General features: G+C 63.6%; 12 protein-coding genes. 6 read left to right on the forward strand and 6 right to left on the reverse strand.

What is annotated here, in order from left to right; genetic code table 11:
* Nucleotides 1–12 precede the first annotated feature (12 nt).
* Nucleotides 13–570 (forward strand): sugar transferase, encoded by a 558-nt coding sequence (locus tag AC3EMP_RS13505; protein ID WP_023816494.1) that lies wholly within the window; start codon nt 13–15, stop codon nt 568–570.
* Here the strand turns inward: AC3EMP_RS13505 and AC3EMP_RS13510 are convergent.
* Together AC3EMP_RS13510 and AC3EMP_RS13515 are read right to left on the reverse strand one after the other, a co-directional pair.
* On the reverse strand, nt 543–1,487 hold the full coding sequence (locus AC3EMP_RS13510) for an NAD-dependent epimerase/dehydratase family protein (protein WP_023816493.1): 945 nt from the start codon (nt 1,485–1,487) through the stop codon (nt 543–545). The two genes, AC3EMP_RS13505 and AC3EMP_RS13510, sit on opposite strands and share 28 nt — an antisense overlap.
* Entirely contained in the window at nt 1,484–2,590 is a 1,107-nt protein-coding gene (locus AC3EMP_RS13515) for an O-antigen ligase family protein (RefSeq protein WP_352597364.1), read from the reverse strand. The genes AC3EMP_RS13510 and AC3EMP_RS13515 overlap by 4 nt, the downstream gene beginning before the upstream one ends.
* Between AC3EMP_RS13515 and AC3EMP_RS13520 the strand changes: the two genes are divergently transcribed.
* The 4 genes from AC3EMP_RS13520 to cysQ all read left to right on the forward strand — a co-directional run bounded on the left by AC3EMP_RS13520 (nt 2,568) and on the right by cysQ (nt 6,869).
* Entirely contained in the window at nt 2,568–2,909 is a 342-nt protein-coding gene (locus tag AC3EMP_RS13520) for a hypothetical protein (protein ID WP_245260079.1), read from the forward strand. The two genes, AC3EMP_RS13515 and AC3EMP_RS13520, sit on opposite strands and share 23 nt — an antisense overlap.
* A gap of 315 nt (nt 2,910–3,224) precedes the next feature.
* Nucleotides 3,225–4,130: a sulfate adenylyltransferase subunit CysD gene (cysD, locus tag AC3EMP_RS13525; RefSeq protein ID WP_023670717.1), complete on the forward strand. Its 906-nt coding sequence runs from the start codon at nt 3,225–3,227 to the stop codon at nt 4,128–4,130.
* Between the two features lie 2 nt (nt 4,131–4,132).
* Complete coding sequence (gene cysN, locus AC3EMP_RS13530; protein WP_023684584.1) at nt 4,133–6,070, forward strand: sulfate adenylyltransferase subunit CysN; 1,938 nt, start codon at nt 4,133–4,135, stop codon at nt 6,068–6,070.
* Between the two features lie 10 nt (nt 6,071–6,080).
* Nucleotides 6,081–6,869, forward strand: coding sequence for a 3'(2'),5'-bisphosphate nucleotidase CysQ (cysQ, locus tag AC3EMP_RS13535; RefSeq protein WP_031196090.1), 789 nt, complete (start codon nt 6,081–6,083; stop codon nt 6,867–6,869).
* Between the two features lies 1 nt (nt 6,870).
* On the opposite strand, the gene AC3EMP_RS13540 is transcribed toward cysQ, so the two are convergent.
* From AC3EMP_RS13540 to AC3EMP_RS13555, 4 genes are all read right to left on the reverse strand, one after another.
* The gene (locus tag AC3EMP_RS13540) at nt 6,871–8,013 is read right to left on the reverse strand and encodes a DegT/DnrJ/EryC1/StrS family aminotransferase (protein ID WP_023684583.1); all 1,143 of its coding nucleotides are present in this window, start codon (nt 8,011–8,013) and stop codon (nt 6,871–6,873) included.
* Nucleotides 8,014–8,309: 296 nt separating this feature from the next.
* Nucleotides 8,310–9,233, reverse strand: a complete 924-nt coding sequence (locus AC3EMP_RS13545; RefSeq protein ID WP_023684582.1) for a carbohydrate kinase family protein — start codon at nt 9,231–9,233, stop codon at nt 8,310–8,312.
* Nucleotides 9,230–9,676, reverse strand: a complete 447-nt coding sequence (locus AC3EMP_RS13550; RefSeq protein ID WP_023684581.1) for an RbsD/FucU family protein — start codon at nt 9,674–9,676, stop codon at nt 9,230–9,232. The genes AC3EMP_RS13545 and AC3EMP_RS13550 overlap by 4 nt, the downstream gene beginning before the upstream one ends.
* A complete protein-coding gene (locus AC3EMP_RS13555) occupies nt 9,677–10,903 on the reverse strand; it encodes an ROK family transcriptional regulator (RefSeq protein ID WP_023702241.1) in 1,227 nt (408 codons plus the stop codon). It abuts the gene before it with no gap.
* A 264-nt stretch (nt 10,904–11,167) separates the two neighbouring features.
* Here AC3EMP_RS13555 and AC3EMP_RS13560 point away from each other — a divergent pair, with 264 nt between their 5' ends.
* On the forward strand, nt 11,168–12,145 hold the full coding sequence (locus AC3EMP_RS13560; protein WP_081725578.1) for a sugar ABC transporter substrate-binding protein: 978 nt from the start codon (nt 11,168–11,170) through the stop codon (nt 12,143–12,145).
* Nucleotides 12,146–12,194 lie beyond the last annotated feature (49 nt).

Raw genomic sequence — 12,194 nt, forward strand, 5'->3', positions numbered from 1 at the left:
GCTGAGATGGCCATGAGGGGACCCAAGCGAGCTTTCGATCTCGTCGCGGCGGCGGTTCTGTTGCCGCTGACCTCGCCCGTCACCCTGCTTGCCATACTGGCAATCAGGCTGTCGTCGCCCGGACCGGCACTCCTCTCCCAAACTCGCGTCGGCCAGCACGGGGTGCTGTTTCGCTGCCACAAGTTGAGGACGATGGTTGTGGGAACGCCGTCTCTGCCCTCGCATCAGGCGCCGGCAAACTCCGTCACCGCCGCCGGTAAGGTGCTGCGAAAATTCAAGATCGACGAGCTGCCGCAGCTCTGGAACGTGCTGAAGGGCGAGATGAGCCTGGTCGGGCCGCGTCCATGCCTGCCCACGCAAACCGAGTTGGTCGACCGCCGCAGGCAATTGGGTGTGCTTGCCGCACTTCCAGGCATTACCGGGCTTGCGCAGATGAGAGGCATCGACATGTCGGATCCGAAACTCTGCGCCGAAACCGATGCCCAATATCTCAAAGCGGCCTCGATCGGCCTCGATATCCGCATTCTCATAGGCACGATTTTCTACTGCCGAACGGCACCTGATTTGTAGCGCCGCGCGAGTTCGGTCAGCCGTTCGAGCGTATCGGTCTGCGGCACCCAGCCTTCGGATACCAGCAGGGACGGATCGCAAATCTGTGTCGCTGCCATCGCGTCCCATGCCTTGCGTTTGCCCAGTAGGGTCAGCACTGCCCGCATCAGGCCAGCAGGCACAGCGGACAGCCGCAATGAGTAGCCAAGACCGTCCCTGAAACCCCCGATGATTGCCGAGACAGGGAGAGGCGGTAGGTCGCAGGCGACATAGGCGGGGCGGAGCGGCTGCGGACGGCTCAACAGATACACCGCGGTCCGCGCTGCCGCTTCGCTCGACATCAGCGATCGTACGCCGCTGAAGATCGCCGCAGGCAGCGACAGGTTCGTGCCGCCCATGCGCATCATTCCACGCAGGTTTCCCTTCATGCCTTCGCCATAGACCGGCGGCAGGCGCAGCGCCGTGGCATCGGAGGGCCTGGACGCATAGGCTTCCAGTGTCTTGATCTCGCCTTCGCGTTTCGAGCGCCCGTAGGCGCATTGCGGGGCAGGGAGCGTCGCCTCGCTGATCGTTCCGCTGAAACCGGGACCGGCTACTGCCCGGATCGACGACAGATAGATGAAGCGCCCGCTTGTCCGCGAGGCGGCCGCGCGCGCCAGCTGCGCGGTCAGTGTCGCGTTGGCTGCCATGAAGTCGGCTTCGCTCGCCTTGCGGTCGTTGTTGAGCGCCGCACAGTGGACGACATGGGTGATATCTCGCATCAGCGCCTGGTATGCCTGAGCCGGTGCGTCGAAGTCCGGCAACAAAACCGCATCGCTCACGGGATCGAGCCGTTCCGGGTGGCGCGATGCCATGCGCACCCCGAACCCGGCTTCGCGCAGCTGGTTGACGACCTGCCTGCCGATGAAACCCGTCGCGCCTGTGACCAGCACTTTCACGGCCGGCTTGCCTGGGGCGCCGGGGCCGGTGCCTGTTGTTCCGGCAGCATTTGTTGCCGGCCCGATGCAAGATATGTCCCGGACACCAGGAACACCATCAGTGTGGCATCGAGGATGTCGTGGCCGACCAGGATGCCGGTCAGGCCGCCGATGAGGTAGATGATCGCAGTGACGACAATCATCGTGGCGCCGAACCGCTCGATCGCGTCCGTGCTGGTGCGCAGCACGATGGCCGCGTTTCTCGCGGCAACGAAGAACACAGCCGCGAGCGTTACGGCTCCAAGCAGCCCGGCCTCCACCAATGCAGTCAGGAAGCCATTGTGAAAATGGCTGAAGCCCGTGGACGGCATGTGGAACTGATTGTGGAATCCATCCTTTATCAGCTCACGGCTTGCAGCAATGCCGTGACCGAAAATCGGCATGTCGTGGAAGGCGCTCAGCCCAATCTGCCAAAGTGCTGCGCGCAAGCCGAGCGCGGTCGTGTGGTCGCCCTTCGTGGCGAGCGCATCCCAGTCGCTGAACAGGAAGGCCGCGCGCTCGGAAATGATGGGGAGACCAATGACCGCGATGACGATGCCGATCGCGCCCGCAATCAGCAAAAGCCGAATGGCGTTTCTGTTGTTGAGCTTGCGACGGTTGATCAGCAGGACCGCGATGCCGGCCACCAGCATCGCCAGCCAGATGATCCGCGACCCCGAATAGACAATGTCGACCGCGCCGGCCAGTGTCGCGCAGGCCAGCAACGCCCTGTTCTTTTCGACACCCGATAAGGCGCCTGCCAGGCACATCATCATGCTGAGGCAGGCGACGGTCGCGAACACGATCGGATTGCCGGCGCCGCCTTCGGCCCGTATGCCCAGCCCGTGATATTGCACGACCGCCAGCAGCAGGGCGCCAAAACAGGCGGCGGCGCTCGCCAGCACGACGATGCGCGTCAGCGTGGTTTTCTCGGTAATGCTCCAGGTCGCGTATGAGACAGGGAAAAACAGGAAGGTGATCAGCCCTGCCAGATGCGGCGCATCCCTGGCGATCGAATTGTTGACGATGGAGGCGAGCACGCTGGCTGCGCAATAGGCATAGATGGCCACCGTCATCGCGGTCATCGGCCGGTCGATGTTGAAACGCCGTCTTTTCAGCGCAAGCAGAAGCACCGACCACAGGCCGCCGCCATTGAACAAAAAGCTGACCGCCGATCCCAGTACCGGCGGGAAAAAGAAGCACAAAATGGAGAAGGTGACGTTGATCCGTGACGGCGAAACGTGCTGCTTGATGGCGGAGATCGGGGTCAATGCTCTGGTTCACAATGCGCTGGGTCGCGTGGCGACGGACAATGTTTGGCGGCGGCATTTGCGGCATGCCGCCCGGCGTTTGGCGGCGGCATTTGCGGCATGCCGCCCGGCGCAGGTTCAGGAGCCGGTATAGCGGCTGGGTGCGGTTTTCGAAAGTGCGACGAGGTCCGGCCGGCGTTTCTTTCGGTCCAGGCAAGATTTTTCCCGGCCTTTGAATGCTATCGCTCCGTCGGGCAGGAATTTTCGGATTCTAGGCTTTTCATGGAAAATTCGTTGCCGATCGGTGTGGCCGCCGGCCTTTCCAGCGTTGTTATATCAGGTGGCGATCTGCTAGAACGCCGGCACGAACCGATAGTGTCCAGCAGTGAAGCTTGAACCGGGCGGCTGAAAAGGACGCCCGATCCATCTGATGCAAGGTCTGGATTGCACGAGAGAACGCTCACAGTCCATGAACATCGCGCTTACGCACCTGCAGCGGCTCGAGGCCGAGTCCATCCACATCTTCCGTGAGGTTGCCGCCTCCTTCTCCAAGCCGGTGATGCTCTATTCCGTCGGCAAGGATTCCTCCGTGCTGATGCATCTGGCGATGAAGGCCTTCTATCCGGCCAAGCCGCCTTTCCCCTTCCTGCATGTCGACACCACCTGGAAGTTCCGCGAGATGATCGCCTTTCGCGACCAGATGGCGCAGAAGCTCGGCTTCGACCTGCTGGTCCACGTCAATGAAGACGGCGTGCGCGACGGTATCAACCCCTTTGACCATGGCTCGAACACCCACACCCATGTCATGAAGACGGTGGCGTTGCGCCAGGCGCTCGACAAATACGGCTTTGACGCTGCCTTCGGCGGGGCTCGGCGCGACGAGGAGAAGTCGCGCGCCAAGGAGCGCATCTTTTCCTTCCGCAACGCCCAGCATGTCTGGGACCCGAAGAACCAGCGGCCGGAGATGTGGAAGATCTTCAACACCCGCATCGCGCCGGGCGAATCGATCCGCGTGTTTCCGCTGTCGAACTGGACCGAGCTCGATATCTGGCAGTACATTCTGCAGGAAAACATCCCGATCGTGCCGCTCTATTTCGCCAAGGAGCGGCCGGTGGTCGAACGCGACGGCATGCTGATCATGAAGGATGACGATCGCATGCAATTGCGCCCCGGTGAGACGATGGAGAACCGTCTGGTGCGTTTCCGCACGCTCGGCTGTTATCCGCTGACCGGCGCCATCGAATCCGACGCGGACACGCTCGAAGCCATCGTCGGCGAGATGCTGACGGCGCGCACCTCCGAGCGCCAGGGCCGCCTCATCGACCGCGATGAAGCCGGCTCGATGGAAAAGAAGAAGCGCGAGGGATATTTCTGAGCATGCGCCATATCCTGGCCAAGAGCCTCGCTCCCACCGACGGCGTGCGCGAATACATGGCGGCGCAGGAGAAGAAGTCGCTGCTGCGCTTCCTCACCTGCGGCTCGGTCGACGACGGCAAGTCGACGCTGATCGGCCGTCTTCTGTCCGACACAAAGCAGATCTTCGAGGACCAGCTCGCCGCACTCGAGCGCGATTCCCGCAAGCACGGCACCACTGGCGACGACATCGACTTCGCGCTTCTGGTCGACGGCCTCGAGGCCGAGCGCGAGCAAGGCATCACCATCGACGTCGCCTACCGCTTCTTCGCCACGCCCAAGCGCAAGTTCATCGTCGCCGACACGCCCGGCCATGAACAGTACACCCGCAACATGGCGACCGGCGCATCGACTGCCGATCTCGCCATCGTGCTGATCGATGCGCGCCAGGCTGTGCTGCGCCAGACCCGGCGCCACTCGATCATCGCTTCGCTGCTCGGCATCCGCCATATCGTGCTTGCCGTCAACAAGATCGACCTCGTCGATTTCGACCAGGCGGTGTTCGACCGTATCGTCGAGGATTACCGGCAGTTCTCGCACGAGCTCGGCTTCCAGACGATCGTGCCGATCCCGATGTCGGCCCGCTATGGCGACAATGTCACCAGCCGCTCCGGCAAGACGGCGTGGTATTCCGGCCCGTCGCTGATCGAGCATCTCGAAACTATATCGGTCGACGAGGCCGCGGTCGAACTGCCGTTCCGGTTTCCGGTGCAGTATGTCAACCGGCCCAATCTCGACTTCCGCGGCTTTGCCGGCACCATCGCGTCCGGCTCCGTCGCGCAGGGCGACGAGGTGGTGGTCGCCAAATCCGGCAAGGCCTCGCGGGTCAAGCGCATCGTCGCGCAAGGCGGCGATCTTGCCCAGGCGGTGGCCGGCCAGGCCATCACCCTTGTGCTCGATGACGAGGTCGAGGTCTCCAGAGGCAACATGCTGGTGTCGCCGGCGGCACGGCCGCAGGTCGCCGACCAGTTCGCCGCCAACATCGTCTGGTTCGACGAGGCAGCGCTGCTGCCGGGACGCTCCTATATACTGCGCACCGAGACCGACCAGACCAGCGCCACCGTCACCGACCTGAAATACCGCGTCAACGTCAACGACTTCGCTCGCGAGGCGGCGAAGTCGCTCGAGATGAACGAAGTCGGCATCTGCAACATCTCGACCCGGGCGCCGATCGCCTTCGACACCTTCGCCGACAACCGCGATACCGGCGCCTTCATCCTGATCGACCGCATCACCAATGCCACGGTCGGCGCCGGCATGATCCTGCATACCTTGCGCCGCGCCGAAAACATCCACTGGCAGTCGCTCGATGTCGGCAAGCGTGGCCGTTCCGACTTGAAGAGCCAGCGTCCCGCCGTGTTCTGGTTCACCGGCCTTTCCGGTTCGGGCAAGTCGACCATCGCCAACTTGCTCGAGAAGAAGCTGTTCGCTTCCGGGCGCCACACCTACATTCTCGACGGCGACAATGTCCGCCACGGCCTCAACCGCGATCTCGGCTTCACCGACGCCGATCGGGTCGAAAACATCCGCCGTGTCGCCGAAGTGGCAAAGCTGATGGCCGATGCCGGGCTGATCGTCATCGTCTCCTTCATTTCCCCCTTCAGCGCCGAGCGGCGCATGGCCAGGGAGTTGATGGCCGACGGCGAGTTCGTCGAAGTGTTCGTCGATACGCCGTTCGAGGAATGCGCCCGACGCGACCCGAAAGGCCTTTACGCACGGGCGCTGAATGGCGAGATCAAGAACTTCACCGGCGTCGATTCCCCGTATGAAGCTCCCGAAAATCCCGAAATCCATCTCAAGACACTCGGCAAGACGGCCGAGGAGATGGTAGAGGCTCTGGAACACTGGCTGAATGAGCGCGACATTGCCGAAGACCAATATGACAGCGGCGGCGGCATCTGACGACGAAGTGATGCTCGACGTGTTCGAGCGCCTGGCGCTCGAAGCCGGACGCGAGGTGATGCGGGTCTTCAAGGCCGGCTGCGCGGTCGACAGCAAGTCGGACTCCTCGCCGGTCACGGAAGCCGACCGCGAGAGCGAGACGATCATCCTCGCCGGCCTGCGTGCGGCCTATCCCGATATTCCCTGCGTGGCCGAGGAAGAGGTCGCCGAAGGCATTGTGCCGCCCGATCTGGATGGCGCCTTCTTCCTGATCGATCCGCTCGATGGAACGAAGGAATTCGTCAACCGCCGGACCGATTTCACCGTCAACATCGCGCTTGTCCGGCACGGCGTGCCGGAGATCGGCGTCGTCTTCGCACCGTGCAGCGGGCGGTTCTTCTCTGGACGGCCGGGCTGGGCCGAAGCAATCGAGGTCGATGGCGACTTCCGTATCGTCGGCCGCCGGCGGATTTCGGTTAGGAGGGCGGTCACGCCGCTGGCGGTCGTTGCCAGCCGCTCGCACAACACCCCGGAGACCGAAGCCTTCATCAAGGATCTCGGCGCCGCCGAGATCGTCTCGGTCGGCTCATCGCTGAAATTCTGCCTGCTCGCCGCAGCCGAAGCCGACATCTATCCGCGCTTCGGCCGCACCATGGAATGGGACACGGCGGCCGGCGACGCCGTACTGCGCGCCGCCGGCGGCATGACGCGCACGCTGGACGGCGAGCCGCTCACCTATGGCAAGCGCAAACAGAGCGACGACGAGGATTTCGCCAACCCGCATTTTATTGCGAGCGGGAAGGCGGCGGACGCGGCGTAACTTACGCCGCCGCTACATGCGCCGAGTTCGAGCCAATGTAGTTGCGGATCGTCTCGATGATGCGGTCCTGGTCGGCTTCGCTGAGATAGGGATGCATCGGCAGGCACAGGATGCGCTTCGGCAGTTCCTCCGAAACCGCAAGCCCGGTCGGCGTGCGCGGATAGTCGCGATAGGCGACCTGCTCGTGCAGCGGCTTCACATAATAGATCACCGAAGGGATGCCCTTTTCGCCGAGATGCGCCCTCAACCCGTCGCGCTTCGGCGTCTCGATGGCGTATTGCGCCCAGGCCGAGCGGCCACCGCCCAGATTGCGTGACGCCTTGACGATGTCGCCGAGACCTTCGGCGTAGCGCTTGGCCACGACCTGGCGGGCGACCATCTCGTCTTCGAGGATGGCGAGTTTCTCGATCAGGATCGCCGCCTGGATGGTGTCGAGGCGTGAATTGATGCCGACGCGGACATTGTCATACTGCGTCCCGCCCTTACCGTGGAACGCAAACGAGCGCAGCTGGTCGGCCAGCGCGTCGTCATTGGTGAACATCGCGCCGCCATCGCCGTAGCAGCCCAGCGGCTTGGCCGGATAAAAGCTGGTCGAGCCGACATGGCCGAAGGCGCCGCACATTGTGCCGTCGGCCGAACCGCCGATCGACTGCGCCGCATCCTCGATCACCAGCAGCCCTTCGCGCCTGGCAATCGCCATGATCGCCTCGTAGTTGGCGGCAAGCCCAAACAAGTCGACGGGAATGATCGCCTTCGGCTTCAGCCGGCCTTCCTTCTTGATCATGGCGATCGCCGCCTCGAGGCTGGCGATGTCGATGTTGTAGGTCTCGGCCTCGACATCGACGAACACTGGTTCGGCCTTGGCAAGCGCCACCACTTCCGCCGTCGCGGCAAAGGTGAAGCTCGGCACGAACACCGCGTCGCCGGGGCCGATGCCGGCGGCAAACAGCGGCAACAGCAGCGCGTCGGTGCCGTTGGCGCAGGCCACGACATGCTTGGTGCCGATATAGGCTGCGAGCTTGTTTTCGAATTCGGTGACTTGCGGTCCGAGGATATAGCGGCCTTCCTCGACGACATTGTCGATCGCGGCCTTCAGCCGGTCGCGGATACGTTCGCGCTGCGCGCCAAGATCGATGAACTGCATGTCGGCCTCAAAACGGTGTGGTGCGGGCTGCCCCGGGGACAATGACACGCACAGAAACAACAACTTAACCGGGCCGCTGGTACCAGAGTTGGGCCGGTCTAGAAAGCCGGACCGGCCGCGGGACGGGTTGTCTAGGTGTCGCAGCCTGTTACTTCAGGCTTTCCCTGCATTGCCGCAAGATGCCGGAAATCCGGGCTTCGCCGCCTATTAATCCGGCTGATCAGTCCGTCTTTCCGGCTCGCGGAAACATAAAGTGATCGGCTGCTTGCAGCGGCTGGCGGCGGACTAAGCGTGGATCAGGCGATTTCGTGCCGCCAGGGCGGGTTGGCGCCGGCCCGCGACACGGTCACCGCCGCCGCTTTGGCGCCGAGCGCCAGCGCCTGACGGATGGCGTCCTCCGAAAGGCCGCCGATCCCGGCCTTGGTGAGCAGGCCTTGCTCGTGCAGCGAGGCCAGAATGCCGGCATTGAAAGTGTCGCCGGCGCCGACCGTGTCGACCACCTCCACCTTATGCGGCATCACCGTGACCTTGTGTTCCCTGCTGTAGCCGACGGCACCTTCGCTGCCGTGGGTAACGACGATCAGCTTCGGGCCGCGATCCAGCCAGTTGCGGATGACGTCCTCATGCGAGCCGGCCTCGCCGAACCAGTGCAGATCCTCATCCGATAGCTTCACGATGTCGGCCATCGCCATCATCGAGCGGATGCGCCGGAGGTGCTTGGCTTTGTCGGGGATGAAGTTCGGCCGGATGTTGGGGTCGAGCATCATGACGCGGCGTTCGTGCTCGCGTTTCATGAATTCTTCGTAGGCAGCACCCGCCGGGTCCGAAATCAGGCTGATGGCGCCAAACAGCATGGCTTCGATCTCGGCGCCCAGTTTCGGCAGATCCTCTGTCGTCAGCATGCGCCCGGCGGTGTTTTCGTCGTAGAAAGTGTAGGTCGCCTGGCCGTTGGTGAGCCGCACGAAGGCGAGCGTGGTCGGGCGAGGGGAGGTGTGCGCATAGGTGGAGCTGACCTTGCTTGCGCCGAGCGCCTCGCGGAACTGGCCGCCGAACAGATCCGACGACAGGCCGGAAAAGAAGCCGGCGGGCGCGCCGAGGCGGCCAAGCGCGATCGCCGTGTTGAACACCGCGCCGCCGACATAGGGCGCAAAGGCCGGCTCGCCCTGTGTCGTGGTGCGCGGCAGCATGTCGATCAGGGCTTCGCCGCAGCAGAGGATCATGATTTCTTGTTCTCCGGCGGATAGATCACGCCCTTGCGGATGATGATGTTGGCGTAGAGCCGGGGTTCGCTGGTCCCGACGATCGCATATGCCGACCGGACGCGTGCATAGAAGTCGGCGCCCGCCAGCGCAACCACCTTGCGGCCCGGCGCGCGCCTGGTGCAGATCGTTTCGATTTCATGGTGGACCGGATCGGCGACCGAGGGATCGCCTTTTACCGAGGCACGAAACAGCGCTTCCGGCACGAAGTCGTCCACCGGCAGCACGCTCAAAATGGCGTCAAGCACCGGTATGAGGTGAAGACCGTCGGCGCGGATCAGCCGGTTTGCCTGTTCTTCCGCCGGATAGTTGCCGTCGACGAGCGCGATCTCGTCGCCATGGCCCATGGCGCGCAATGTCGCCAGAAGCTCCGGACCGAGCAGCGACGGAATACCGATCAGCATTCAGATGCTCCTGGAAATCGTGGTCGAACCGATGAGGAAGCGTTCGGACAGCGGCAGGCTGGCGCCGCCCAGCGCGCGGGCATGGATGCCGACGGTGCCTTCGCGCACCACCGGAAGCTTCAGCCCTTCGCCATCGATCGTACCGATCGCCTGCCTGATCGCATCGACGAGCCGGCGCCGGACAGCGAGCGGCATCCAGCCGTCGATCACCGCGGCCTCGAAATCGATCACCGAGGACGCCGATACGATGGCATAGGCCAGCGCCTGAGCGGCATTGGCGATCCAGTCGTCGAGCTCGTGACCGATCTCGCCCCAATCCTCAGGCGACGTCCACAGATGCGAAGCCTCGACGCCGCGTGCGTTAAGCGCCTTTTCCAGCATGGCGATCGAGGCGACGTCGATGAGCTGCGTCGGCTTGCCGTCCGGCCCCGGCACCGGCATCGAACCCAGCGCCCCGGCATTTCCGGTTGGCCCGCCGAACAGCCGGCCGTTGAGCACGATGCCGCCGCCGGCAAAGGCGCCGATATAGAAATAGACGAAGTCGCGCGCCCCGCCGGTCTGGCCGAACACCAGTTCGGCGCCGCAGGCGGAGGTGGCGTCATTCTGCAGATAGACCGGGAATTCGCACTGCGCCTGGATGTCGGCACGGATGTCGCGATGGCGCCATTCGTCCATGATGTCGCGCGGCGCGCCGGCGGTGTCGGCCCAGTTCCACAGTTCGAACGGCATGGCGATGCCGAGCCCGGCAATGCGCTTGTCCTGCGCAGGTGTCAGTTCGGCGCGCATCGTCTTCATGCCTTCGGTGACGAACTCAACCGTCTCGCGCGGCGCCGGATAGCGGTAGGAGTGCTGCAGCATGGAACGCACAGTTCCGAGGAAATCGATCAGCACCAGTTCGGCGCTGCGGCGGCCGATCTTGAGGCCGATGAAGAAGGCGCCTTCGGGGTTCAGCGCCATCGGGATGGAGGGCTGGCCGATCTTGCCGCGCAACGGCGCTTGGCGCAGCAGCAGGCTGTCTTCCTCCAGTTCGCGCATGATGACCGAGACGGTCTGCGCTGAAAGCCCGGTCATGCGCGCAATGTCTGATTTGGCCAGGCTGCCATGCTGGCGAACCAGCGACAGCACCAGCCGCTCATTGTGGTCGCGCATGCCGCTCTGGTTGGTGCCACGGTGGAGACGGCTGGCGGCCGCCTCGGGCGAACCGTGCCTTGCAATGCCGGTCTCCACCCTTGTTCCTTCCCTTGGTTTATTCTTACTGCTTTTGCGGCAGAATGAGTGAACCACGCAAAGCTGTCAATAATAAATAAGAGTGATTTAATTATTGACAGGCGGCTCCCGCTGGTGTCATTTGAGGGCGCGTCCACACTGGGAGAACTTCAGTGGATGCGCTCGAGATGCCGGTTGGCGGCATCCGCATGGTTCCATGGGAGGAAGATCGTGACCAAAGCATTATTGAAGTCCACCGTGTTCGCCGCGGCGGGCCTCGGCCTGATGGCGTTTGCTTCGACAGCATCGGCCGCCGGCGTCGGCGCCTGCCTGATCACCAAGACCGACACCAACCCCTTCTTCGTCAAGATGAAGGAGGGCGCGACCGCCAAGGCCAAGGAACTTGGCGTCGACCTCAAGACCTATGCCGGCAAGATCGACGGCGACAGCGAGAGCCAGGTGGCGGCGATCGAAAGCTGCATCGCCGACGGCGCCAAGGGCATCCTGATCACCGCGTCCGACACCAAGGGAATTGTGCCGACGGTGAAGAAGGCGCGTGACGCCGGCCTGCTGGTGATCGCGCTCGATACCCCGCTGGACCCGATCGATGCCGCCGACGCGACCTTCGCGACGGACAATCTGGAAGCCGGCAAGCTGATCGGCGCCTGGGCAGCCGCGACCCTCGGCGACAAGGCCAAGGACGCCAAGATCGGTTTCCTCGACCTGACCCCCTCACAGCCGACCGTGGATGTGCTGCGCGACCAGGGCTTCATGATGGGCTTCGGCATCGACGTGAAGGATCCCAACAAGATCGGCGATGAGGACGATGCCCGCATCGTCGGCCACGACGTCACCAACGGCAATGAAGAAGGCGGCCGCAAGGCGATGGAAAACCTTCTGCAGAAGGACAACTCCATCACCGTCATCCACACCATCAACGAGCCCGCCGCTGTCGGCGCCTACCAGGCGCTCAAGGCGGTCGGTCTCGAAAGCCAGGTGCTGATCGTCTCGGTCGATGGCGGCTGCCCCGGCGTGAAGTCGGTGACCGAAGGCGTCATTGGCGCCACCTCGCAGCAATACCCGCTGCAGATGGCGGCACTCGGCATCGAGGCGATCGCCGCCTTCGCTAAGGACGGCGCCAAGCCGAAGCCGACCGAAGGCAAGAACTTCTTCGACACCGGCGTCAACCTCGTCACCGACAAGCCGGCCAATGGCGTGAAGTCGATCGACACCAAGGAAGGCCTCGCCAAGTGCTGGGGCTGATGGCTGCCTGACAGCCAGCGGCAAGCTGACGGCCGGGGGCTTGATCCCC

It is taken from the genome of Mesorhizobium sp. P160219, from assembly GCF_057786095.1.

Bases quoted from the DNA above. Each gene is read 5' to 3' on its own strand.
- AC3EMP_RS13515 (WP_352597364.1), bottom strand. From the start codon at position 2,590: ATGACCGCGATGACGGTGGCCATCTATGCCTATTGCGCAGCCAGCGTG.
- AC3EMP_RS13560 (WP_081725578.1), top strand. From the start codon at position 11,168: ATGGCGTTTGCTTCGACAGCATCGGCCGCCGGCGTCGGCGCCTGCCTG.
- AC3EMP_RS13550 (WP_023684581.1), bottom strand. From the start codon at position 9,676: ATGCTGATCGGTATTCCGTCGCTGCTCGGTCCGGAGCTTCTGGCGACA.
- AC3EMP_RS13545 (WP_023684582.1), bottom strand. From the start codon at position 9,233: ATGATCCTCTGCTGCGGCGAAGCCCTGATCGACATGCTGCCGCGCACC.
- AC3EMP_RS13540 (WP_023684583.1), bottom strand. From the start codon at position 8,013: ATGCAGTTCATCGATCTTGGCGCGCAGCGCGAACGTATCCGCGACCGG.
- cysN (WP_023684584.1), top strand. From the start codon at position 4,133: ATGCGCCATATCCTGGCCAAGAGCCTCGCTCCCACCGACGGCGTGCGC.
- AC3EMP_RS13520 (WP_245260079.1), top strand. From the start codon at position 2,568: ATGGCCACCGTCATCGCGGTCATCGGCCGGTCGATGTTGAAACGCCGT.
- cysQ (WP_031196090.1), top strand. From the start codon at position 6,081: ATGCTCGACGTGTTCGAGCGCCTGGCGCTCGAAGCCGGACGCGAGGTG.
- AC3EMP_RS13505 (WP_023816494.1), top strand. From the start codon at position 13: ATGAGGGGACCCAAGCGAGCTTTCGATCTCGTCGCGGCGGCGGTTCTG.
- cysD (WP_023670717.1), top strand. From the start codon at position 3,225: ATGAACATCGCGCTTACGCACCTGCAGCGGCTCGAGGCCGAGTCCATC.